This is a genomic window from Sphingomonas fuzhouensis, from assembly GCF_034659795.1.
Classification (GTDB): Bacteria; Pseudomonadota; Alphaproteobacteria; order Sphingomonadales; family Sphingomonadaceae; genus Sphingomonas; species Sphingomonas fuzhouensis.
Genome location: NZ_JAXSQY010000002.1, coordinates 85659 through 108181, shown reverse-complemented (window position 1 = coordinate 108181; position 22523 = coordinate 85659). Strand labels below are relative to the sequence as shown.

20 protein-coding genes and 3 pseudogenes are annotated in these 22523 nt (G+C 64.4%); 18 read left to right on the top strand and 5 right to left on the bottom strand.

What is annotated here, in order from left to right:
- Positions 1 to 25 precede the first annotated feature (25 nt).
- The 9 genes from U1H82_RS05270 (at position 26) to U1H82_RS05230 (ending at position 8330) form a co-directional block, all read left to right on the top strand.
- Complete coding sequence (locus U1H82_RS05270) at positions 26 to 1204, top strand: TerD family protein (RefSeq protein ID WP_322963881.1); 1179 nt, start codon at positions 26 to 28, stop codon at positions 1202 to 1204.
- Positions 1205 to 1241: 37 nt separating this feature from the next.
- Positions 1242 to 2354: a DUF475 domain-containing protein gene (locus U1H82_RS05265; RefSeq protein WP_322963880.1), complete on the top strand. Its 1113-nt coding sequence runs from the start codon at positions 1242 to 1244 to the stop codon at positions 2352 to 2354.
- A 24-nt stretch (positions 2355 to 2378) separates the two neighbouring features.
- The gene (locus U1H82_RS05260; protein WP_322963879.1) at positions 2379 to 2957 is read left to right on the top strand and encodes a TerD family protein; all 579 of its coding nucleotides are present in this window, start codon (positions 2379 to 2381) and stop codon (positions 2955 to 2957) included.
- 27 nt (positions 2958 to 2984) lie between these two features.
- The gene (locus tag U1H82_RS05255) at positions 2985 to 3560 is read left to right on the top strand and encodes a TerD family protein (RefSeq protein WP_007405832.1); all 576 of its coding nucleotides are present in this window, start codon (positions 2985 to 2987) and stop codon (positions 3558 to 3560) included.
- 71 nt (positions 3561 to 3631) lie between these two features.
- The gene (locus U1H82_RS05250) at positions 3632 to 4750 is read left to right on the top strand and encodes a phosphoribosyltransferase domain-containing protein (RefSeq protein WP_322963878.1); all 1119 of its coding nucleotides are present in this window, start codon (positions 3632 to 3634) and stop codon (positions 4748 to 4750) included.
- A complete protein-coding gene (locus U1H82_RS05245) occupies positions 4747 to 5499 on the top strand; it encodes an HAD family hydrolase (protein ID WP_322963877.1) in 753 nt (250 codons plus the stop codon). The genes U1H82_RS05250 and U1H82_RS05245 overlap by 4 nt, the downstream gene beginning before the upstream one ends.
- Entirely contained in the window at positions 5489 to 6598 is a 1110-nt protein-coding gene (locus U1H82_RS05240) for a cysteine protease StiP domain-containing protein (protein ID WP_322963876.1), read from the top strand. Before U1H82_RS05245 ends, U1H82_RS05240 begins: the two co-directional genes overlap by 11 nt.
- Positions 6595 to 7521, top strand: a complete 927-nt coding sequence (locus tag U1H82_RS05235; RefSeq protein ID WP_322963875.1) for an HpcH/HpaI aldolase/citrate lyase family protein — start codon at positions 6595 to 6597, stop codon at positions 7519 to 7521. Before U1H82_RS05240 ends, U1H82_RS05235 begins: the two co-directional genes overlap by 4 nt.
- A 17-nt stretch (positions 7522 to 7538) precedes the next feature.
- Positions 7539 to 8330 (top strand): AIM24 family protein, encoded by a 792-nt coding sequence (locus U1H82_RS05230; RefSeq protein ID WP_322963874.1) that lies wholly within the window; start codon positions 7539 to 7541, stop codon positions 8328 to 8330.
- A 6-nt stretch (positions 8331 to 8336) separates the two neighbouring features.
- Here U1H82_RS05230 and U1H82_RS05225 read toward each other — a convergent pair whose 3' ends face one another.
- Both U1H82_RS05225 and U1H82_RS05220 read right to left on the bottom strand, forming a co-directional pair.
- Positions 8337 to 8810 (bottom strand): hypothetical protein, encoded by a 474-nt coding sequence (locus U1H82_RS05225; RefSeq protein WP_322963873.1) that lies wholly within the window; start codon positions 8808 to 8810, stop codon positions 8337 to 8339.
- 50 nt (positions 8811 to 8860) lie between these two features.
- A complete protein-coding gene (locus U1H82_RS05220; RefSeq protein ID WP_322963872.1) occupies positions 8861 to 9658 on the bottom strand; it encodes a toxic anion resistance protein in 798 nt (265 codons plus the stop codon).
- Positions 9659 to 9993: 335 nt separating this feature from the next.
- Between U1H82_RS05220 and U1H82_RS05215 the strand changes: the two genes are divergently transcribed.
- Together U1H82_RS05215 and U1H82_RS05210 are read left to right on the top strand one after the other, a co-directional pair.
- Positions 9994 to 12543, top strand: coding sequence for a MobA/MobL family protein (locus U1H82_RS05215; RefSeq protein ID WP_322963871.1), 2550 nt, complete (start codon positions 9994 to 9996; stop codon positions 12541 to 12543).
- Positions 12544 to 12678: 135 nt separating this feature from the next.
- Positions 12679 to 13314 carry a hypothetical protein gene (locus U1H82_RS05210; protein ID WP_322963870.1) on the top strand — a complete coding sequence of 212 codons (636 nt, stop codon included), beginning with the start codon at positions 12679 to 12681 and terminating at the stop codon, positions 13312 to 13314.
- Between the two features lie 39 nt (positions 13315 to 13353).
- Here U1H82_RS05210 and U1H82_RS05205 read toward each other — a convergent pair whose 3' ends face one another.
- A complete protein-coding gene (locus U1H82_RS05205) occupies positions 13354 to 14019 on the bottom strand; it encodes an N-acetylmuramoyl-L-alanine amidase (protein WP_322963869.1) in 666 nt (221 codons plus the stop codon).
- Positions 14020 to 14045: 26 nt separating this feature from the next.
- Positions 14046 to 16067 (bottom strand): S8 family serine peptidase, encoded by a 2022-nt coding sequence (locus U1H82_RS05200; RefSeq protein ID WP_322963868.1) that lies wholly within the window; start codon positions 16065 to 16067, stop codon positions 14046 to 14048.
- 638 nt (positions 16068 to 16705) lie between these two features.
- On the opposite strand from U1H82_RS05200, the gene U1H82_RS05195 reads away from it, so the two are divergent.
- The 7 genes and pseudogenes from U1H82_RS05195 to U1H82_RS05165 form a co-directional block, all read left to right on the top strand.
- Positions 16706 to 17014 carry a hypothetical protein gene (locus U1H82_RS05195; protein ID WP_322963867.1) on the top strand — a complete coding sequence of 103 codons (309 nt, stop codon included), beginning with the start codon at positions 16706 to 16708 and terminating at the stop codon, positions 17012 to 17014.
- Between the two features lie 71 nt (positions 17015 to 17085).
- Complete coding sequence (locus U1H82_RS05190; RefSeq protein ID WP_322963866.1) at positions 17086 to 17595, top strand: hypothetical protein; 510 nt, start codon at positions 17086 to 17088, stop codon at positions 17593 to 17595.
- A 52-nt stretch (positions 17596 to 17647) separates the two neighbouring features.
- Positions 17648 to 18139: a hypothetical protein gene (locus U1H82_RS05185; RefSeq protein WP_322963865.1), complete on the top strand. Its 492-nt coding sequence runs from the start codon at positions 17648 to 17650 to the stop codon at positions 18137 to 18139.
- Positions 18140 to 18452: 313 nt separating this feature from the next.
- Positions 18453 to 19361 (top strand): tyrosine-type recombinase/integrase, encoded by a 909-nt coding sequence (locus tag U1H82_RS05180; RefSeq protein ID WP_322963864.1) that lies wholly within the window; start codon positions 18453 to 18455, stop codon positions 19359 to 19361.
- Between the two features lie 4 nt (positions 19362 to 19365).
- Positions 19366 to 19821: pseudogene (locus U1H82_RS05175) on the top strand (IS91 family transposase); the annotation flags it as partial.
- A gap of 117 nt (positions 19822 to 19938) precedes the next feature.
- Positions 19939 to 20700 (top strand): annotated as a pseudogene (locus U1H82_RS05170) (IS701 family transposase); the annotation flags it as partial.
- Between the two features lie 91 nt (positions 20701 to 20791).
- Positions 20792 to 21099, top strand: a pseudogene (locus U1H82_RS05165) (transposase); the annotation flags it as partial.
- A gap of 83 nt (positions 21100 to 21182) precedes the next feature.
- Here U1H82_RS05165 and U1H82_RS05160 read toward each other — a convergent pair.
- Positions 21183 to 22418 carry a tyrosine-type recombinase/integrase gene (locus tag U1H82_RS05160; protein ID WP_322963862.1) on the bottom strand — a complete coding sequence of 412 codons (1236 nt, stop codon included), beginning with the start codon at positions 22416 to 22418 and terminating at the stop codon, positions 21183 to 21185.
- Between the last annotated feature and the right edge of the window lie 105 nt (positions 22419 to 22523).

Here is a 22523-nt window from a genome sequence, read left to right as displayed (position 1 = left end):
TCGTCCAGGCGGGGAATTGCGGGGGATGACCGAGCTTCAACAGGGCGGCAACACGCCTGTCACCGGCAGCCAGATGTCTGTCGGCTTTTCGTGGGCCATACCGTCGGGGCGTGATGTCGAGGCGGATGCGTCTGCTTATCTGCTGACCGCAATCGGTAAGGTTCGCGGCGATGCGGACATGGTGTTCTATAATCAGCCTGATGGCGCGGCCGGTGCGGTGCGCTTCGGCGATCGTGCCGGGCCGCGCGGAAGCTTTACCGTCGATCTGGCGCAATTGCCCGTCGAGCTGGAGCGCATCGTCTTCTGTGTGACGATCCACGAGGCGCAGGCCAAGGGGCAGACGTTGGCGCTGCTCGCCAATGCCGAAATCTCCGTGACCCCCGCGGGCGGCGGCGACACGATTCGCTATCGGCCGATGCTGGCTGGAGCGACCGAAGCGGCGATGGTGTTGGGTGAGCTCTATCGGCGGGGTAACCAGTGGAAGTTTCGCGCCGTGGGGCAGGGGTTCAATGGCGGCCTGGCACCCTTGGCGCGCTCCTTCGGGATCGAGGTGGCGGAGGATGCCGCTCCGCCGCCGGCGCCTCCGTCATCCCCACCGGCGCCGCCTGTCCGTCTGAGCAAAGTCACGCTCGACAAGCCGGGCCAGACGGTCAGCCTGGAGAAGAAGGGCAGCCATTTTGGCGAGATCATCGTCAATCTTAATTGGTCTCGCGGTCGCAAAGCGTTTTTCGGCGGCAGCACCGCGATCGATCTAGATCTGGGGTGTCTGTTCGAACTGACCAACGGGCGCAAGGGTGTGGTGCAGGCGCTGGGCCGGGCGTTCGGTGGTTTTGATCGAGCCCCCTATATCGCCTTGTCGGGTGACGATCGCACGGGCGATGTCTCGCAGGGAGAAACGATGCGCATCAATGGTGCCCATTGGTCGGACCTGCGTCGCCTCGTCGTCTTCGCCAACATCTATGATGGTGTCCCGAACTGGCAGCAGACCGATGGCGTGGTGACGGTCACCATGCCGGACCAGCCGCCGATCGAAGTCCGCATGACCGAGGGGCGCAATGACCGCCGTCTGTGCGGCATCGTCCTGATCGAGAATGACGGCGGGCGGCTGAAGGCGACGCGGATCGTCGAATATGTTCGCGACCAGCAGGTGCTCGACGAACGTTTCGACTGGGGTCTTCGCTGGGTCGCGGGCAGCAAGGATTAAGGCCGTCCGACCATGGTCGACGGCATACGGGGGAAAAATGTTTAAGTACTTCAAGGGATCGTTCGCCTTTTCGGCGATCTGCCTGGCCATCGGGGCCTGGATTGGCTGGACGTTGACGCATGATATCGCGGGCACGCTGGGGATATTGTGGATCGTGCTGGTGCTCGGCGTGCTGGAGGTTTCGCTGTCGTTCGACAATGCGGTGGTCAACGCTACCGTGCTGCGCGACATGACGCCGGTCTGGCAGCGTCGCTTCCTGACCTGGGGCATCATCATCGCGGTCTTCGGGATGCGCATCCTGTTCCCGCTGGTCATCGTCGCGATCGCGGCGCGCTTGGGACCGATCGACGCGGTGGTGCTCGCCGCGACAGATCCCGTCGCCTATGAACGGATCATCACCGGCGCGCATGTCGGCATCTCGGGCTTTGGTGGCGCGTTCCTGGCGATGGTCGGGCTGACCTTCTTCCTCGACGAGGAAAAGGACTCGCATTGGATCGGCCTGATCGAGCGGCCTTTTGCCGGTCTCTCGCGGATTTCGGGGCTGGCGATCGGCATAGTGCTGCTGGCGATCTACGGAATCTCGCGCGCCATTCCCGCCGAGGAGGCGATGACCTTCCTGACCGCCGGAATCTTCGGCCTGCTTGCCTATATCGCGGTGCAGGCAGTCGGTGCGATCCTGGAAAAAGACGACGAGGAACCCACCTCGGGCAATGCGGCCGCGACAGTTGCGGTGGCCAAGTCCGGCCTCGCCGCGTTCCTCTATCTCGAGGTGCTGGACGCCAGCTTCTCGTTCGACGGTGTGATCGGTGCGTTCGCACTGTCGAACAACCTGTTCATCATCGCACTCGGCCTGGGTATCGGCGCCATGTTCGTCCGGTCGATGACGGTCATGCTCGTCGATAAGGGAACGCTGACCGAATATCGCTACCTGGAACACGGCGCATTCTACGCCATCATCGCGCTGGCCGCGATCATGCTGATCTCGGTCCGGGTCGAGGTGCCCGAAACCGTCACCGGCCTGATCGGTGCGGCGTTTATCGGCATGGCGTTGTTCGCATCGGTCCGCGCCAACCGGCGAGAAGGCGATGGCGACGTGGCGCTGGAGGAAGCGGTGCCGGTCGCGCCGACCGGTGAACGCCTGTCCATCTAAACGATCAAGAGAGAGGAAAAACCAATGTCAGTCAGTCTGGCCAAGGGCGGCAATGTCAGCCTGTCGAAAGAAGAACCCGGCCTAACCCATATCCTGATCGGTCTGGGCTGGGATACACGCACCACCGACGGCACCGATTTCGATCTCGATGCCAGCGCCTTCCTGCTGGGCGCCAATGACAAGGTGCGAGGTGATGCCGACTTCATTTTCTACAACAACCTGCGCTCTTCGGACGGTTCGGTCGAGCATACCGGCGACAACCGCACCGGTGAGGGTGACGGTGATGACGAGGCGCTGAAGGTCGAATTGGGCAAAGTGCCCGCCGATGTTCAGAAGATCGCGGTCAGCGTCACCATCCATGAAGGCGAGGCCCGGCGCCAGAGCTTTGGCATGGTATCCAACGCGTTCATCCGCGTGGTCAACGATGCCACCGGCCGCGAGATCGCGCGGTACGACCTGTCCGAGGATGCCTCGACCGAGACGGCGATGATCTTCGGCGAAGTCTATCGCCATAATGGCGAGTGGAAATTCCGCGCGGTCGGCCAGGGTTTCAAGGGCGGCCTGGCTCCCATGGCCCGCAATTATGGCGTCAATGTCGGCTGATCGCCGACCCTATCGAGGATAGCAAAGATGGCAGTTTCTCTCTCCAAGGGCGGCAATGTCAGCCTTAGCAAGGAAGCACCGGGCCTGCGCGGCGTGCGTGTCGGCTTGGGCTGGGACACGCGCGTGACGGATGGCAGCGCGTTCGATCTCGATGCCAGCGTGTTCCTGCTGAACGAAGGTGGCCGGGTGCGCTCGGATGCCGATTTCGTATTTTACAACAACAAGAACGGCGCGAACGGCGCGGTCGTCCACCAGGGCGACAACCTGACCGGCGAGGGTAGCGGCGATGACGAGGTCGTGGTCGTCGGCCTCGATCAGCTTCCCGCCGACATCCAGAAGCTTAGCTTCGCGGTGACGATCCACGAAGCTGAGGGGCGTCGCCAGAATTTCGGCATGGTGTCCAACGCCTATATCCGGGTGGTCAACGCGGACGGCGGCACGGAAATCGCGCGCTACGATCTGTCGGAAGACGCCTCGACCGAGACGGCGATGATCTTCGGCGATCTGTATCGCCACAATGGCGAGTGGAAGTTCAAGGCGATCGGCCAGGGCTTCGCCGGTGGTCTGGGGCCGCTTGCCCAGTCGCTTGGCGTCAATATCTGACGACGCGATCCCGCCGGGGAAACCGGCGGGATCGGCCTGTCGTGGTCGTTCATTCGGGACATTCTTACTTCATGTCGGCCGTGCCGGACCTCGCGCCTCCGCCCTATCGCTTCGCTCTGCCGACCGGTCAGTTGACCATCCGCGTCAACCATAGCCGTTGGCCGTTGGAGGCGCTTTGTGACTTTGCCGCGCGGGAGAACCCCAAGCGCGGCTATCTGGTCGTGTCGCGCGTGCTGGGGCGGCATCTGCCCGCGCGGGCCAGCGTCATGCGGCGCAGCGTTCGCGACCTGGCTTCCGCCATCCCCGCCGATCTGCCCGGCCCGGTGCTGGTCATCGGACTGGCCGAGACGGCGGTTTGCTTGGGCCAGACGCTGCACGAGGAATGGCAGCGTCAGACCGGGCGCGAAGATGTTGGCTTCATCCATTCCACCCGACAAACGGTCAACGCACCGCTGCTGTGCCGGTTCGAGGAACCGCACAGCCACGCCTCGGCACATCTGATCTATCGCCCGCAGTTCGATGCACTGGCCTGTCCCCGATCGCTGGTGATCGTCGATGACGAGATTTCGACCGGCACCACCGTTCGCAACCTCGCAGCCGCATTGATCGCCGAATGGCCGCAGGTCGAAAGGGTCGTTGTGGCGACGCTCACCGACTGGACGGCGGGTCCAGATCGTTGGAGCGCCATGCCGCGCTCGACCGAGGTGGTATCGCTGCTTCGCGGGCGGTTGGACTGGACGCCTGCCGCCGACTACCAAGCCGATTTGGGCTTCGAGGCGCGGGCGGGGTCGCTCGGCACCATGCCGACACATATCAATTACGGACGGCTGGGGCGGTCGGACTCGCCCGACTCGCTGCCGGTTGAGCCATTACCCGATGGCACGGAGCCATTGCGGATCATCGGCACCGGCGAGTTCACCTATCTGCCCTTCCGCCTCGCCGAACGGCTGGAGGCGGAGGGGCGTGACGTGGTGGTGCAGGCGACCAGCCGCAGCCCGGCGCGGATCGGCGGCGCGATGGCGACCAAGCTGTGCTTCGGCGACAATTACGACACCGGGGTCGCTAACTATCTTTACAATGCCGATCCCGCCGATGGGCGTGCGAATTGGATCTGTCATGAAACGCCGATAGCCAGTGTCGATCCGGCGCTGATCTCAGCGTTGGACGCTTCTGTCTTGGGGTGGCGATGACGATAGGGGCGATCGCGTTCGTCGATCTGGACGACACGCTGTTCCAGACGATCGGGAAATGTCCCGACGATGTTCCCATCGACCGGTTGACGCCGCTGGGCTTCACCCGGGAGGGCGACCCGCTCAGCTATGCAACGCCCCGCCAAATGTCTTTCCTGAACTGGCTGGCTCAGACGACGCGTCTGATTCCGGTCACGGCGCGTAGCCTGGATGCGCTGCGTCGGGTTCATATCCCCTTCGCCGCCGCGATCTGCGCGCACGGCGGGGTGATCCTCGACGATCATGGGCAGGTGGACGAGGAATGGGCCGCCCGCATCGCCGCCAGCGCCGAAGCGCATGTTGCCGAACTGATTGGCTATGCCGACGCCATTGCAGCCGAGGCCGAGCATAGGGGGCAGGCGATCCGCGTCCGCGTCCTGACCGAAGTTGATGTGCCGCTCTACGTGTTGGTCAAACATGCGACGGCCGACAGCGCGTCGCTGAACCAGGTGGTCAACGCCGCCGTGCCAAGCCTGCCCGTCGGCTGGACCGATCACCGCAACGGCAACAATATCGCGCTGATGCCGCCCTATCTGGGCAAGCGGCACGCGGTCGAGCGGCTGCTACCCCGGTTGCGGGCCGCGCATGGCGATCTGCCGGTTCTGGGCATCGGCGACAGCCTGACCGATGCGCCCTTCATGGCGGCCTGCGACTTCGCGATGATGCCGGTGGGATCGCAACTGGGCAAGCAGGTGCTGCGTGGCGGCTGATCCCGCCACCGTCCTGGCAGGACTGCAATTCTCGGGCAGCTATGCGCCCGAGGATGTGACGTTCCTGCTCAAGCCGGTCGCGCTCGACGCGACGGATGTCGTGGAGAAGGAGGCACTGATCCAGTCGGGCCGCCGCCATTACTCCGAGATGATCGCGCCCGAAACCGTGCCCGGCGACGCCTATCTCTCGCTGTACGATGCGGCTTTGGCGCGCAATGGCGCGCGGCTGGCGCAGGATATCGCAAGCCTTGCTGCGCATCTGGCGGCGCGACGTCCCGGTCGCCCCGTGGTGATCGCGAGCCTCGCACGTGCTGGTACGCCGATTGGCGTGTTGCTGATGCGGCTGTTGCGGGCCACCGGGCATACTGCGGATCACTATGCCGTCAGCATCATTCGCGATCGCGGCATCGACCGGAACGCGCTGCGCCATATCGCCGATCGCCACGATCCGGCCGATGTCGTCTTCGTCGACGGCTGGACGGGGAAGGGGGCGATCGCGCAGGAACTGCGTGCTAGCCTCGCCGACCGGCCGTTCGGCTTCGCGCCAGTGCTGGCGGTCGTCGCCGATCCCGCCGGGCAGGCGGACATCGCCGCTTCCCATGACGATTACCTGATCGCCTCAGGCCTGCTGAACGGGATTGTTTCGGGGCTGGTCAGCCGCTCGATCCTGCGCGACGATCTGGTTGGGCCGGACGATTTCCATGCCTGTGTCTGCTACCCGCAGTTCGCCGCCGCCGACCGTTCGCGCGCCTTTGTCGATGCGCTGACGCCATTGGCGCTGCGAGCGATGGTGCAGCCGATCGACGGACATGCGGCACGGCGACCGGCGCTGCGTCAGGCATGCGAGGCGATGGTCACGCGTCTGCTCGCATCGGGGCAGACCATTGACCGCAACCGGATCAAGCCGGGCATCGCCGAGGCGACCCGTGCCTTGCTGCGTCGTATGCCCGAGCGGTTGCTGGTCCGCGATCGCGACGATGCCGATGTCGCGCATCTGCTGCATCTGGCCGAACGCGGCGGCGTCCCCGTCTCGGGCCTTGGCGACGACAGCCGTTACCGCGCGGTCGCCATCATCCGCAGCCTGGGGAACGACTCATGATGTCGGCGATGATGCTGGGCGCGACGCTCTACATGCCATGCACCCGGCCCGATCTGTTCGAGCGGTTGTTCGGTCCTGCTGCCGTGCCAGGGCTGCGCTCAGCGGTGCTGTGCCTGGAAGATGCGGTCCTCGTTTCCGACATTCCTCTAGCGATGGCGCATCTGGTGGCGCTGCTGCGTCGGCTGGCGCAGCGGGACGCCGCATCAGGCGATCCAATGATCTTCGTCCGGCCGCGCGATGGGGCAATGCTGGACCATATCCTCCGCTTGCCCGGCATCGAGCGGGTCCAGGGCTTCGTCCTGCCCAAGGCCCATGCCGAGAACATGCCCGCCTATCTCTCGCTGCCCTATGCGCCGGGGCATCGGTTGATGCCGACGCTGGAGACGCGGGAGGCACTCGACCCCTATGAGCTGCGTCGGCTGCGCGATCAGTTGCTGGCTGTGCAGGATCGCATCCTGGCGCTGCGTATCGGCGGCAATGATCTGCTGCAGACCATGGGGTTGCGCCGCGTGGCGGGGCGAACCGCCTATGACGGGCCGCTGGGCGCGATGATCGGAATGCTGGTCGGCAGCTTCGCGCCTTGGGGCTTTGCCCTCAGCGCGCCGGTGTTCGAGCGGTTCGGCGACACCGCGCTGCTCCGCGACGAAGTGCAGCGCGATGTCGAGCATGGCCTGTTCACCAAATCGGCGATCCATCCCGATCAGGTTCCGGTCATCCAGGCGGCGCTCGCGGTGCCGTCGCACCAATGGAGGGAGGCGCAGGCGATCCTGGCGCCGGACAGTGCGGCGGTGTTTGCCCATCATGGGGTCATGTGCGAACCATCGACCCATCGCGGCTGGGCCGAGCGGATCCTTGCCCGCGCCGATGCCTTCGGCGTGGCAGATTCCATGTCACGCCCTGCGTCGATACCGCTGCGCGCATGAGCATAGGGGAGAGTAGCATGAGCGATTATCGGACCAAGATCGACGAGCAGGTCGGCAGGGGCGTCCGCTTCGAACTGTATCAGTTCGTGCGCAAGAGCCACGCGCTCGGCACGCCGATGCACGTTCCCAATGCCGCGCCGAACGGAACCGCCGCCACCATCCACCTTCACCCGCCGCATCCCGCCACCGCGCGCCAGTTGCGGATCGTGCTAGATGGCGGTGCAGCGCTCTTGGAGCCGGGCGCTCTGCAATATGCCAAGGGCCGGTTGCAGATCGACATTCAGAAGAATGCCGGTGCCGGTGGCTTTTTTGCCCGCGCCATCACCTCCGCCGGGACCGGTGAGAGCGCCTTCGCGACCCGCTATGCTGGACAGGGCGAGGTGTGGACCGAGGCGACCCCCAAGCATTTCATCCTGGCGCAGATGGATGGGCCGCAGGATGCCCTGATCCTCGACGACGGCGCCTTCTACGCCTGCGACGGCAATATCGCTGTGTCGACCCATATCCACCGATCCGTGCAGGGCGTGCTGTCGGGTAACGGCCTGATGCAGCCCAAGCTGACCGGGGCGGGGGCCTTTGTCGTGGAGTCGCCGGTGCCGGTCGACGAGATCGAGGTGGTCGAGCTGGATGGGCGTGACGAACTGATCGTCGATGGCGACCTGATGCTGATGTATTCAGCCGGGTTGCAGGTCGAGCTTCGCCCGTTGGTCCGGGGGCTGCGCAATGCGATGCGTAGTGGTGAGGGGCTGGTCTTCGTGTTTTCCGGGCGTGGCACGGTATGGCTCACTCCGACGATGCGGCTCGGCTAACCGAGGTCAGGCGGGGCCGTTGTCGCCATAGCGCTGCTCGATGAAGCGCAGATTGTCGGCGAAGCTGTCGATATCGTCCTGTGCCATCGATCGGGACAGCGTTTCCGCTCGAGTGACCATGCGATCGAGCGCCTCATTGAGATTGTAGCTCGCCGAACGACCCGTCGTGCGGAAAATCTCGGCGCGGTGAGCAGGGGGGATTTCGGCATAGCTGGCGATCAGTCGCGGCAGATGCGTGTCGCGCATCTGGCGAACCTCGGCCAATGCCGAGACCATCAGGCTATTGTCCCGGGCACGCGCTTCGATATCAGCAATGAGCGAGACGAGCCGGGCCACGCGCGGGCGCGACGCATCGGGCAGGCGTTCGTCGTCGGGGCTGATGGCAGGGTTGCTCGGAACGGGCGCAGGGGGCTGGGTGGCCGACACGTCATCGGGGGCTGAGAGCCAGTTGGCGATTCGATCAAGAAACCCCGATACCATGTCTTGCGCTTGTCGCCTCCGTCCGGAGGCGAGACTACCGCATGCAGCGGCTACAAATCCAGCGGGCTGGTGGAATTGTCACGCGATGCCAGTGTTTCCATCGCCTGGTGCGCCTCGGCCAGGGCAGCACGAAGCTTGTCTCGGGCGCGGTCGGCGGCGAGGCCTGGGTCGATACGCGTCTGATCGCTCATCACCTGCCTGGCCGCCATGGCGACTTGCAGCGCCGACAGCGTTGCAGTGCGCGCCTGGATGATCGCCTTGTCGAGGACGGTCTGATTGGCGATTAGCAGGTCCAGCGTCATCACGGCCTGCTGGTGAATGGCCTGCTGCGTGAGCAGGGCCTGTTCGCGTTCCAGCAGGATGGCAGATCCGCGATCCTGCATGGCGGCGGCGCGTTCGGGCTGTTCGACCCGCAACTCCCGCGCCGCTGACTCGATCATGGGGCGCAATAGCTCGATCGTCGTTAAAGACTGCTCCAATCCGCCAGCGGCCCTGGCCAGGCGATCGCGGGCCGATGTGAGGAGGATCATCCGCCGAGTGGATTCATCCCGTTCGGCATCTAGACGCATCACCAGCGTGTCGATGTCTTTGGGTGATAGGCCGGGGGCAGTCTGCTGACGGCCCCGCAGCCAGGGAAAGCGAGGCGGCGGCGGGGGCGCATCCCATGCCGCGATCGACCGCTCGACATCCGCTATGATGGTCTGTGCAGATCGGCCCTCGACCAGTGCAGGCAGGTGAGCTGTGGCATCGGAGGATGTGCACATGGCACCTTCGCCAATCCGGTCGAGTATAACGTCACTGGCATCGCGGACCCACCGTCGGACGATTTCTCTCGCAGCTATCTTCAATTCGGTTCCTGCCGCGACCGGGCTTCGCGAATTGCTGGGCTCACCGTCTACCATGTTTGTCTGATCATTCTGCCGCGGTGGAACCGACCTCAGAATAAGGAATATGCATCGGTGCTGTAAAGCTTGGTGGCCCGAGGGGCAGGAAAAGGCGCCATCGTGACCGGAGATGAGGAAATTTAGGCGCAACAACGCAAATCGGCGGCTGGGCCGCCAATTTGCCGGTGCGCGCGCTCGTTCAGGGGCGATCGAGCGCGGTGTCCTCCAGCCGCACGCGGCTTCCGGAAGGCGGGAGGGGGTACTTGTCGGCGCCGGGCTGATGCCGGACACTATGAGGCATGACCGGTCCTGGCCTGCCCGACGCACAGCCCGTCTTCGCGCATCATGTGCGCGCGCTCCTGGCGCGTCAAGCGCAGGCCGACCGGGATCTGGTGGGAGCGTCGTACCGTCGCGGACGCAATCACCAGCCCGAGGCGGAGCAGGGCCAATCGCCAGCCCGTCGCAAGGCGGATGCGCTCGCCGCAGCGGTCGGCATCGACTTCCACCGACCCAGCCCGATCCGGCGGGGTAGCCGCCAGACCGGTGGCGGCCGGGTGCCACACTTCGACATGAAGCCCATGGGCATGGCTCACGTACCGACGAGCGGAGACGGAAAGGTTCACCACCGCTTCAAGGCCAAGGTCACGCAGGGCGAACACTTCGACTATCTGCGGGACGGCGCGAAGGTCACGATCATCAGCCATCTCGATTATATCCGGCGCGATCATGCGGTCGCCGATCTGGCCGAGGACCTCGTCATCGACATGATCGATGAGCAGGTGATCCGGGGCGGTATGAACGCCCGGGCCATCGTATCCAACATCCGCGGTAGCCCTGAGCGCCAGCGGTCGTTGTTCGTTGCCGCCGAGCAGAGCGAAAGCCAGCCCAGGGTCCATCATCTCACCGCCTCGACCGCCGAGGTCGGACGATATGATCGGGTGGCGGGATTCGCGACAAGTCCGGACTGGCTGCGTGACATGAGCCGCAGACTGAAGGCTGCGCGCCGGGAAGCCGAAGCCAAGGCGGCGGCCAAGGGACGCCCCTTCAAGAACCGGCAGGTCGTCGTCGCGGATGTCACGCCCGAGCAGGCGTTCGACCGGTTGACCTGGTTCGATAAGCATCCCGGCTTCCCCGCGCCGCGATGGCAGCAGGGACGGACGGGGCGCAGTCACTATCGCTTCGTGCAGGAACTGCCCGCCGACGCCAAGCCAGAGCAGCAAGGTCAGATCCTTCGCGACATCGTCGCGATGCTGGCGGCGGATGGCTGGATGGCGGTGGGGGTGATCCACCAGCCGGACCAGCACGGCGACAAGCGCAACTTCCACATCCATGTCGACGCCTATGACCGCCCGGCGAAGTGGCTGGACGAGGAGGGCAAGTGGGATTTCGAGGTGGTCGAGCGCAAGAATGGCAAGAACACCCGGCCCTACCGTCAGAACAAGGTCAGCTACCGCGCGGAGCCGGGCAACAACGGCAAGCGTGCCAAGGTCGACACCGCCGAGCTCATGCGCGGGCGCTTCATCGACATCGTCAACGCGGTGATGGGTGAGGAGCGCTATCTCCACGGCACCTACGAGGAAAACGGCATTGCCCTGACCCCGCTCGAGCATATGGGTAATCGTGCGACCGGCCACGAGCGGCGTGGAATGGCGACGGAGGTCGGCACCCGCAACGCGCGGCAGATCGTGCGCGATGAGCTTGCCGCCTGCGATAGGAAGGCGGCCGCTGCGACGGACGTGCTGGCAAGGGACATGGCGCTGATCCTGGCGTCGATCGGTGACCAGCCCGACGCGGTTTTAGCGGCGCAGCGGTATGAGCGATTGTCCCGCCGACTGATCCAGCGCCGCCATGACATGGACGTCGCCGATGTCGTGGTGGCGGCATCGCGATCGAGGGCGGAAGCGGTGATCGCGACGCTGGAGCCGGAGCCCGGCCGCCGGACCAAGCCACGCGCGGGTGACGGTGCGCTGTTGGAGGCGGCGCGCGCGCATCTCGACTGGGTAGCGCAGCATTCGCCCTCCGACGACGAGCGTGTGGCCGAACGGCAGCGGCTCGCCCGGATCGAAGCGCAGACTGGTGCTGCATGGGACGAGGTCGCGGCGGCGATTGCGACAAAGGGCCAACGCACTCCTGCGATCACCTATGTTTCCACACGGACGGCACCCGCCGCGACGATGCACCATCCGGATTATCAGGAGCAGGTGCGTGGACGCCTTCGCCAATGGTTGACGCGGCATGGACGAGATGAGGGGCGGCTGATCTTTGAAGGCGACGCGGTGCGCTTCGCGTCCGTTGTGCCGAAATCGATCGACCGGCTGATGCGGCGGTTCGCTGGCGAGGAGGAGTTCCAGAACTGGCTGGTCAGCGAACGGGAGCGGCGGGCCAATCAGGCCGCAGCCGATGCCAAGCGGCAGCGCGACAAGCAGGCAGCGCTGCAACGCGCCGAGGCGGCCCGTCGCAAGCAACAGGCCGCGAAGGCGGAAGCGGACGACCTGGTCAGAACGATGTCGCCGCCGGAGGATCGTGCGCGGCCAGCACCGGTTGCTGCGGACACGCCCGCCGCCCAGCCTCCGGACAGGCCACCCGTGCCGGAAGGGAAATCGCCGCCCAAACCTGCTCCCCCCGCTTCTGTCGATTACGCCGCTACCCAGCCCGTCAATCGACGACCGCCGGATCCGCCCGTTGTGACCAGGGTCGATCCACAGCGAGAGAAGGAGGGCGAGCGGCAGGTGCCGCCCGGGCCCGCCCCGCGAGACAGGCCGAAGGGCCCTCCGCCCCATATCCGGAGCAAGGGGCCGGACGATGTAGCACCGCCACAGCATCCAATGGATCGCGGTTCAGAAAGATAATGACGGATTTCGGGCCGCCCCGATCGATGCGATCGGCCAGGAGGAAGGAGGGGAATAGCCTGTCGGCTGCACCATGATGGTGAAATGGACCTGAAGGCGACGCGAGCAGCCCCGCGCCGCCGGACTGGAATTGATATGAAGACCAAGACGAACGTTGTGCCGGGTTGGCTGAGCCCGAGCGCCGTGATGGACACGCTTTTCGATGTGCGCGAGCCCGGGTGCGAAGAACTGGGCTATGCTCTGCTCCGACCCCGCGCGAAGCAGAAGGCGAACAGCGTGGCGACGCTGGTCCGCGCGAAGATGGCGCCCGTCGAGCCGACCAGCGCCGCGCGCACGACCGCCTGCGGCATCCCGGTGACTGCCCGCCAGCACCGGCTCGTGCTCGCCCGAGGTGTCGGGGACATGCCGTTGGCGCCGCTGCTCGACGAGTATGATCGTGCCGTCCGCCCGCATCAGCGCCTGCTCGCCGGCGTGCTGACAGTGCGCGGCGATATCAGCACCCCGATCCACGACGTGTTCGACATGGCCACCAGCTATGCCGCGATTCACCTCGCCTGCGGCCGCTCGCTGACCAGCGTGGTCGTGGCGCATGCCCCCGGCGATGAACTCAGCCGCGCCCTGCCGCATGTCCATATATGCATGCTGGCGCGCCAGCACACGCCGAGCGGCTGGGCCGCCGAACATCCCGATCTCGCTGACACCACCCATCGGATGTGGGCGGACGAATGGCAGGCATTCCGTACCGGATGGGAGCAGATGGTTGCCGCTTGAGCAGGTGAGCGGGGTGGCCGCTGCCACCCCGTTCGATCGTCAGAACGCGGCCCGGTCTGTCTTGGGCGCTCGCGCCAGTACGGCGGCCTCGAACGCTTGGCTAAGGCGGCGATCAGCATCGGTGCCCGCTTCCAGGATGATCGAATTGGCGCCCATGGCGGTGCTGCCCCGCAACGTCGGCCACGCCGTATCGAGCTCGCCGCCAGTATAGGTCATGCCGCAGATCTTCACCGCCTGCGGTGCGCACCAATGCCAGGTAAGCCCTTGGTCCTTCACCGCATCAGGCTTGCCGTATCGGGCCGTGAGCTGTGCCTTCATCGCGGCTTCGCCCATCGCGGTGCCCGGGATGGTGACCTCAACGCGCGATACGCTGTCGCCCCCGGCTACTTGCGCGAACTGGATGTCGGCGCGCTCTTGGTGAGGCCCCATGGCGATGATGTTGCTGATCCCGGCATAGGTGGAATTGGCTGCCGCCGCACCCTTGCGGTTCGCCACTTCGACAGCAACGCGCTGCGCGAAGGATTCGGTCTTGCGCGTCTCGGTCACCTTGTATCCGGCCTGCTGCAGGGCCGCCTTCACCTTCTGCGGCGTGTCGCCGAGCCGAATGCCGGCCACGTCCATGGTTGCCGGATCGGCGGCGTGTGCGGGTGCGGCGAAGGTGAGCAGTCCGGCTGCAACCGCTGCAAATATTATTCGGTCATACATAGTCATGTCCTTGTGATGATGCTGGATCAGCGGAGGGTCAGGCTGAGGAAGCCAGCGGTGTCCTGCGCGCCGGCGACGTGCCCGGCATCGAAGGCGTGGGCGATGCCAAGCCGCAGTGACGAGGTGGGCGACAGCGTCGCCGACCAACCGAGCGCGACGTCCAGCTCGCGCGCAGTCGGTGTCAGGTCGACGCTGGTAAGGCGGGTGGCGAGCACGCCGGTCATCAGGTCATAGGCGACTGGCGCTTCGACCACCGCCCGTGCTCGTTCCAGCCGAAGCGGTGATGACAGTCCGAATGTGACGGTACCGCCGCCGAGGCGATGCGCGGCGTCGAGCGCGAAGGCCGTACCGGTCATCTGGCCGGTAAAGTGCAGCAGGTCCGATCCGCCATCGACCCGGGTATTGGCGGCCGTGGCCCGTGCCGACAGCAGCACCCCTGCAACGGTTCGGCTGGCGGTCAGTGTGGCCAGCGTCGTCCGGCTGCCTGAGAGAGCAAAGCCAGCCGGCCCGCGCAGGCCCAGCACCTGACCGCGCTCGGTCAGATCCGACAGCTCAACCCCAAGCCCCAGCGGCGTTGCGAAACTGACACTGCGCAAATCAGAGCGGCCGTCGTGCGACGCGCCGGAAGCATAGGCAGCCGACCAGCCATTGCCACTCCACGACGATGACATGCCGACCGGTGCAGCGACAACACCGCGCAGGGCAGAACCGGCGATGCCCGCACCTTGCCCGACCGCGACATTGGCGCTGAAGCTGACCATATGGCCTGCAGCAGGCGAGAAGGCGAAGGTGGCCGGGCGGCTGGACCGCGCTGCAGCCCATGGCCCGGTGGTAGCGGAAGCGAAGCCGAACTTCGCGTCGCTCACACTCGTAGCGAGCCACGGCGGATCGATCGCCCCCAGCATGGCACCTGCCAGCAACCCCGATCCTCGGCTCCGTGGCCCGACGGTGCCGGTCATGGCGAAGTCACGGCCATAGCGGTCGAACACCGTCATGCGGGTCACGGCATCGGATAGCTGTCCGCCGCTACCAAATGGACCCGACAGGCTCAGTGAGGAATAGCGTGCCAGCACCATATCGGCGGCGGCGAAGGCGCTGGTGGGCGCCTGCGCCTTCATTGCGGCCTCGACGTTGAGCAAACCAGCACCGAAGATTTGGTCGGCGCCCTTGTCGCCAAGGTCGGTCGCGGTATCGAGCAGGATGCGCGAGATCGCCTTGCCGCCGAGTTGCGGCCAATATTGCTTGAGGAGCGCAGCGGCCCCGGCGATCGCGGGGGCGGCGAAGCTGTTGCCGGTGACTGTGGTGATTTGCCCGTCCTTGCCAACGACGCTGACGTCCGTCGCGACCACCGCCAGGGTGCGGTCGGCAAGCTCGCCGGGCAGGCCATTGCCGCTGGGTGGTCGCAGCGCACTGTCGACGCGGATGCCGAACAGGAAGTTGTCCTCGTTCTCGAGATTGCTGCCGACAAAATTGCGGGTGATCGTGCCGACGTTGGCACTCTTGTCGTCGACGAAATTGGAGACGGATTGCACCAAAAGCCGGTCTGCTTTGACGACGCCGTCCATCGCCGCACGTTGCTCCGCGGCGGTCTGACCAGCCGCCTCGCCATTCAGGCTTAGCGAGATGACAAACGCCCCTTTCTCCACCGCATAGGTAATGGCCGGGGCGACGTTCATCGGATTAGCGCTGTCCGCCTCCTTGATTACGGAGGTCGCGGTGACGCCTTCGAGATCGGGGGCGGCGATCTTAAGCGCAAGCAGTGTTGCGTCGTAGGCGACGCCGTGCACGCCCGAGCCATTTTTCGCGGCCAGCGCGACTGAGGCGACCTCGGTGCCGTGGCCCTGCACATCGTCGAGCGGGAAGGTCACCGTCTCCGGTGCACAGGTAGCGCAACGCGCGATCCGGCTCTCGAACGTCTTGCTGTCGGGCGAGATGCGCCCGGCAAACTCGGCGCTGCTGGTGGCGATGCCGGTGTCGATGACCGCGATGGTCACGCCCTTGCCGGTGATGCCCTTGTCATAGGCATAGGCGGCCTTCGCGCTGACCACAGCGGCAGACGCCTTATACTCGGCGCTATCGGCAGCGCTGGGCGGCGGGGTCGGTGTGGGGGACGGCGTCGGTGTCGGGCTGGGCGTCGGCGTGGGTGCAGGCGTCGGGATCGACCCGGACGAATTAACGCCTCCACCGCCACAGGCCGCAAGCAGCATGGCTGCCGAAATCACCGATGTCGTTTGAAACGCTTTCCGCCACTGGCGGCTGAGTCCCGCAACCATACGCACCCCCGTGTCGGGCGATGCATCGGCTTCCCCAGCCGGCGGCACCGCCCCATATTGAAACGAGGCGATGCCGGCCCGTAAGCCGGGGATTGGAAACCTGCGGAAAGACAGGCGCGAGCGTCTTTGGGCCCCCCAAAGGGTGCCTTGGACATCCACGCCCGCTCCCCGGCCGAAATCTCTTTCGACCGGGCATGCGGCTACTTTCCGACGAGGTTTCCACGCCTCGGTCCGCCTGCTGGCGAACCGGGCTTGTTTAGGCGGAACCCGTTAACGAACCAAGTCCCGTTGTGCAGGATGGACGTCGGGTTGCTGCATCATGCGGTAAGCTGGGCTAGTTCTGACAGTACGATTTGGTGTATTTCTAGACGCTTACCTTCTCCGGCAGCAGACAATCTGCTGGAGAAAAGAAAATGAAGCGCCGCCGCTTCCCCATCGTCTTTCGCTTGAGCGCAATCCTGCTGCTGACCGCCCTGATCGCGGGACAATGGTGGCAACGCCAGCCCGCCGGCAGCATCGCCGGCTGGGTGCCGGCCATGGCCGAGGTGTATTGCCCGGCTGCCGCCATTCACCGGTCCGGCACCACCGGCGACAGCGCGCGAACACTCGATAGCTGGGGCTATGCCGTCATCGGCAACGCCATCTTTCGCGATGGCCGCGATCGCTGCCGTGTGAGGAAGGGACAATTGGCCGGGGCCGAGCGAAGCCCTGGCGAGAAATGAAAATCGAAGGGGCCTGATCCGGACCAGCCGGTCCGGGGATCACGTACGTCCACAAAGGCTCGATGTCCTCTATGATCCACGATGTTTTGCCGACCGCCTCGGTCGCGCTGATGACCTATGTTCTCGCAGCCCTCGGCTGCGACGAACCCGCGCCGCTCTTCGGCAACTCCGGCTTGCCGGGTGCGGTCGAATGCCTCGACCATAACGTCATCATCGCGATGACCCCCGTGACCGAGCCGATGTTCGATCAGGCGCTGCTGCGCTGTGCCGCCACGCGCCGTCGCGATACATTGTTGATTCGGCATGGTTTCCATCCGGAGACGATCGATCCGGTCCGCGTCGACGTCGCGCTGCGCTCGATCACCGGCCCGCTGCTGCTCACCGACCTCAACTTTTTCCGCGACCGTGATCAGGGCCTGCATCTGGTTCCGGCTCGCGGCGGGCTGTCGGTGAAGCTCGGCCGTCACGGTGTCGAGATCGGCACCCGGCTGCCCTGGAACTGCCTGTGGGACCGCGCCGCCGGGCTGGAGTGCGCCGCCGCCCAGATCGTGCGCGCCTGCCGCAGCGAACACCAGGGTTGAGATGAACGGAATGATGAACGGCCCCGATGCGGGGATGAAACCAGGAGATAGAATGATGACCATCACAACCTTCGAAGCCGCCGTCACCCGCGCCGTCGTCAAGCTGCTGCTCGGTGCCCGCAAGCTCAAGCCCGGCGTCGTCATCACCGGCGGCGATCCGCTCGGCGTCGAGGACAAGATCGAGATGGGCCGCCATGCGGTTGAGACCGATGCCGATCTGCTCCACCTCGAATATCGCGCCGGACCGAACCCGGCGCTGACCGGCATCGCGTTGTTCCTGCCGCGCGATGGTCGCTGCCACATCCAGAGCGGCTGTCACTTGTGGCTGTCGAAGTCGGGCAACCGTGGGCTGATCCTGCCGCAGGCCCATGTGCGCGGGCATTTCCGCCTCGCACCGCGCGAGATCATGCACATCGACGGCAAGCCCGCCGAGGATCTGAGCGAGGGCATCGGGCGCGCCAGCGCCTGGTTGGCCCGACAGGTCACGCGGCCGGGCGTCCAGTATGACGACGCGCAATGCACGCTGTGGGCGCAGGCCGCCTGACGGATCGGGTTGAGGTCTATCACCCTATACGGACCAGCCAGCGAATTCGGACACCTGCCAACAAAATTGTTACCTTCGTGTCCGAATATGCCGCCTCGTCCGTATAGGGTATGAGGACGTGGCTATCACCATCGCGCCTCGAGACGTCATTCCACTACATTATCGGGCACCGGGGCGGCCGCCCTTGGGACAAGGACGAACCCGCTCCGCAGGATGGGTACTTGTGGCGAGCGCGCGCCGTAATAGCGGCGCCGTTGGGCGAGGCGTAGTTGCCATGAGATTGTGAGGTTCCTTCAACGCAAAGGAACTCACCATGGAGACCATTACGATTACTGCGGCCCCAATCGGTTCGCTGCGCCAGCGGATGCTGCAGGATATGAAGCTTCGAGGGCTTGGGGCGCATACCCAGCAGGACTATATTCGCCACGTCCGGTCTTTCGCCGCGTTTCTGGGCCGCCCTCCCGACACGGCCAATGCAGAAGACCTCCGGCGATTTCAGCTCGACCAACACCGGCGCGCGGTTGGACCAGCGACCATCAACGCCGCAGTATCGGCTCTGCGCTTCCTCTTCACCATGACGCTAAAGCGGCCGGAGATTGCGCTGGGGCTATCTGTCATCCGGTGTGAACCCAAACTTCGAGACGTTCTGAGCGTCGAAGAGGCCGCGCGGCTGATCAAGGCCGCGCCAGGCATCAAGTACAAGGCGGCTTTCAGCGTGGCCTATGGCGCCGGCCTGCGCGTGTCCGAAGTCACCCACCTCAAGGTTGGAGACATCGACAGCAAGCGCATGATCATCCGTGTCGAACAGGGCAAGGGACGCAAGGACCGCAACGCCATGCTCTCACCGCACCTGCTGGATCTGCTGCGGCAATGGTGGCGCGAAGGCAAGCGGCGCGGGGTGATGTTGCCGCATGGCTGGATGTTCCCGGGTCGCAATTGCACCGATCCGATCTCGGCGCGCCAGTTGAACCGCGCCGTGCATGAGGCGGCTGAATTCGCCGGAATCCGCAAGCGCGTGAGCCCGCACACCTTGCGCCATTCGTTCGCCACTCACCTGCTCGAGCAGGGCGTCGATATCCGCGTCATCCAGGTGCTGCTGGGTCACACCAACATCGACACCACCGCCATCTATACCAAGGTGTCGAGCAAGACCATGCGGGCGGTGGCCAGTCCGCTCGACCAGATCGTTGCCGTGATGGAAGGCAAGGCCCCTCCCGGTTGAGCCGGTGCGCACCTCGCTCGAGGTCGCCGATATCTTCCGTAGCGCCGGGACCGCCTATCGGGCGGCCCATGCCGGGCATTTGAGCCTTGGCCAGCTAAAGGTCATGACGGCGATCGAGAACTGCCGTACCGCCGCGCTGGGCGGTCACGTCGAAGCCTGTGACGACTGCGGGCACTGGCGGGTCGCCTACAACTCCTGCCGCAACCGGCACTGCCCCAAGTGCCAGGGCGCCGCCGCGCGCACCTGGCTGGCCGCGCGCGAGGCCGATCTGTTGCCGGTCGGCTATTTCCATGTCGTGTTCACCGTGCCCGCACAGATTGCCGCCATCGCCTAGCAGAACAAGGCGATGGTCTATGACCTGCTGTTCCGCGCGGCGGCCGACACGCTGCTGGCCATCGCGGCCGATCCGAAACACCTCGGCGCGCGGGTCGGCATCACCGCCGTGCTGCACACATGGGGCTTCGATGTCGCCTCCACGATCTCGGCCATCCAGCCTTCGGCATCGTAGCGGCCGATGAGGATTCCACCTGTCTCGCGCCTTCCCGCTTGAAACGCAGCGTTGAGGATGACGTCGATTGCGGCTGCGGATAGCCACACACCGAAGCCGGTAGCCGTATTCCAAAACTCAATCGATTCACGCTGCACGGCGTTCGATCGCACCATAGTCGCAGATGCAGGCTACGGCCTGTCAGCGCCCTTCCGACAGGCGCTCAGCGCGCGAGGATTGTGCTGGGCCGTCGGCGTCCCGCGCCATCAGAAGGTCTATCCCGCCGACGTGCAGTTGATCTTTCCGGTGGCGGGACGTGGGCGACCGCGCGTTCGGCATGTCCCCGATATCACATCCCGGGCCGCCCATGCCATGCTCGAAGGGTCAAAGTGGCGACAGGTCAGCTGGCGTCTAGGGACAAAGGGCCGTTTGACGGCCCGCTTCGCGGTCATGCGCGTGCGGATCGCCGATGGCCCACCACAGCGGATCGGTGCGGCTGGCGCGCAGCATATGCCGGGCGAAGAAGCCTGGCTGGTGGGCGAGCATCGCTCCAATGGAGAGCGGAAATACTATCTCTCGAACCTGCCCCCCGACACCTCGATCAAGGACGTCGCTGGCGCCATCAAGGCGCGCTGGATCTGCGAACAGGCGCATCAGCAACTCAAGGAGGAACTCGGGCTCGACCATTTCGAGGGCCGATCCTGGACCGGGCTGCATCGCCATGCCCTCATGACAATGATCGCTTACGCCTTCCTGCAGACGCGAAGGCTCGCTCAGGCGGGACGGAAAAAAAAGAGCCTCCGGACCACCGCCTCAGCCGAGCCTCCCGGCTGTACGCCAAGCCATCCTTGACCGCCTCTCCCGACCGCCACCACGGCGATGCCCTCATTGCGGCAAAGGCTTAACCAATGAATACAGCAAATTTCTGCCAAAGTAGTGCTAAGTCGCTCGCGCGCTCGCCCCGACGCTGAAGCCCGGCGACGTCGTGATCCTCGACAACCTACCCGCCCACAAGAGCGTCGTGGCACGCATGGCGATCGAGGCAAGGGGTGCCCGGCTGCTTTTCTTCCGCCTCACTCGCCCGACTTCAACCCGATCGAAAACGCCTTCGCGAAGCTCAAGGCGCTCCTGCGCAAAGCCGCCGCCCACACCCGCAACGGCCTGTACAGCGCCATCGGTGCCGCCATCGACACCTTCACGCCGACAGAGTGCGCCAACTACTTCGTCGCTGCAGGTTATGATGCAGACTGATCGGAATTTGCTTCAGCGGCTGCATTACGAGCAGAATCTATGCGTCAGGCGTAGGTCTTCAGGGCGTCATCGACGTGGCGATGTCAGTCTTTGGCAGCGAGCAGGGGCGGAAGGGTTCTTGACCCCGAATGAGAAACGGCGTGGCACCATGTTCTGATATCGAAATGCTGTGACATAGAGTGGCCGCCGCCATGTTGGTCGGCCATCGGGCAGCCATGCGGGCTGACACCAGCCTGCCTCTTGTCCGCCTCCAGACGGAATCGAGATTTGCAGCCGGGCCCGGAATAGGTGTCGGCGGCAAGCCCATCGCCAGCCGTTCGTCCTCGCAGATGGTCGGATGCCGTGACGATTTCCGGATGGATTGATTTCGGATCCGAACAGCCATCGGGGTTGGGTTTGGACATGGTATTTAACCCCATTGCAACGCTATGGTGTTGCAACGGATCAAAGACTGCATCATTGACATAAGATGCTGAAAAGTATGTGAAAATACTGTTACGATTTAGCCAAGAGTGTATCAGCGTGCAACCGTTGGTTTTACCGATTAGCCGATTTGGGGAAACCGGTTGGATTATTGAGGAAATATGCCGACCGCACTCAAGATGCGCTTTGGTTGTTAAACTTTGGTTTACCAATTCTGCCGAGTCTGTCGAATCTCTGGATTGGTGAATGTTACTATTCGATTCCACGTCGAGAGGCGTGTTATCCGGCGCTATTGCGGCATGTTCATTGGATGACGCCTTGTTGATAACATTGGCGCGCCACATGCGCGATGCGATGCGACGTTCTTCGGGGCCGATCGCATTGGTATAGATCGCCGTAGTCTTGATATCAGCATGTCCCAGCCAGCGCTGGATCAATGTCAGAGGGACGCTGGACTGCACGGCGCGCACGCCAAAGCCATGGCGCAGGCCCTTGGGTGAGGCATGGCGCCCACGGATATTGGCGGCGTTCATGACGTCGCGTATCCGGCGATAGCCGGTCATGCGCGACCATGGCCACAGAAAACAATCCTTGATCTTTTCTCTTCTGATCCATGACTTGAGCATATCAAGGAAGCGTGAAGGTAGAGGGATAGAACGAAATATCGTCTTTCCGCGCTTTTTCAGGCATCGGATCACGACGTGGCGCGATGCGAAGTCTATGTTGCTTTTCTTCATCGCGAGCGCTTCCGAGATTCTACATCCCGAGTAAGCGATCATCATACAGAACAAGCGTATGCCGGATGGAAATCCGTGTGCCGTATTGACGAATACGTCAATTTCAGCGGGCGTGAGATATTTCCTTTGTCCATCGCGATTGAAAATCATGGGCGTCATTGACTCTGACCTCTTCACATTATGGGCGGTATTTAGGATGGGCGCTGCGGAAACTGATAGGGAGCAGACACGGCACAGCTGATACACTCTTGGCTAAACTGTAAC

Excerpts from the sequence above, each read along its gene's own strand:
- U1H82_RS05270 (WP_322963881.1), top strand. The coding sequence starts at position 26 with ATGACCGAGCTTCAACAGGGCGGCAACACGCCTGTCACCGGCAGCCAG.
- U1H82_RS05265 (WP_322963880.1), top strand. The coding sequence starts at position 1,242 with ATGTTTAAGTACTTCAAGGGATCGTTCGCCTTTTCGGCGATCTGCCTG.
- U1H82_RS05260 (WP_322963879.1), top strand. The coding sequence starts at position 2,379 with ATGTCAGTCAGTCTGGCCAAGGGCGGCAATGTCAGCCTGTCGAAAGAA.
- U1H82_RS05255 (WP_007405832.1), top strand. The coding sequence starts at position 2,985 with ATGGCAGTTTCTCTCTCCAAGGGCGGCAATGTCAGCCTTAGCAAGGAA.
- U1H82_RS05250 (WP_322963878.1), top strand. The coding sequence starts at position 3,632 with ATGTCGGCCGTGCCGGACCTCGCGCCTCCGCCCTATCGCTTCGCTCTG.
- U1H82_RS05245 (WP_322963877.1), top strand. The coding sequence starts at position 4,747 with ATGACGATAGGGGCGATCGCGTTCGTCGATCTGGACGACACGCTGTTC.
- U1H82_RS05235 (WP_322963875.1), top strand. The coding sequence starts at position 6,595 with ATGATGTCGGCGATGATGCTGGGCGCGACGCTCTACATGCCATGCACC.
- U1H82_RS05230 (WP_322963874.1), top strand. The coding sequence starts at position 7,539 with ATGAGCGATTATCGGACCAAGATCGACGAGCAGGTCGGCAGGGGCGTC.
- U1H82_RS05225 (WP_322963873.1), bottom strand. The coding sequence starts at position 8,810 with ATGGTATCGGGGTTTCTTGATCGAATCGCCAACTGGCTCTCAGCCCCC.
- U1H82_RS05215 (WP_322963871.1), top strand. The coding sequence starts at position 9,994 with ATGACCGGTCCTGGCCTGCCCGACGCACAGCCCGTCTTCGCGCATCAT.
- U1H82_RS05210 (WP_322963870.1), top strand. The coding sequence starts at position 12,679 with ATGAAGACCAAGACGAACGTTGTGCCGGGTTGGCTGAGCCCGAGCGCC.
- U1H82_RS05205 (WP_322963869.1), bottom strand. The coding sequence starts at position 14,019 with ATGTATGACCGAATAATATTTGCAGCGGTTGCAGCCGGACTGCTCACC.
- U1H82_RS05195 (WP_322963867.1), top strand. The coding sequence starts at position 16,706 with ATGAAGCGCCGCCGCTTCCCCATCGTCTTTCGCTTGAGCGCAATCCTG.
- U1H82_RS05190 (WP_322963866.1), top strand. The coding sequence starts at position 17,086 with ATGATCCACGATGTTTTGCCGACCGCCTCGGTCGCGCTGATGACCTAT.
- U1H82_RS05185 (WP_322963865.1), top strand. The coding sequence starts at position 17,648 with ATGATGACCATCACAACCTTCGAAGCCGCCGTCACCCGCGCCGTCGTC.
- U1H82_RS05180 (WP_322963864.1), top strand. The coding sequence starts at position 18,453 with ATGGAGACCATTACGATTACTGCGGCCCCAATCGGTTCGCTGCGCCAG.
- U1H82_RS05160 (WP_322963862.1), bottom strand. The coding sequence starts at position 22,418 with ATGACGCCCATGATTTTCAATCGCGATGGACAAAGGAAATATCTCACG.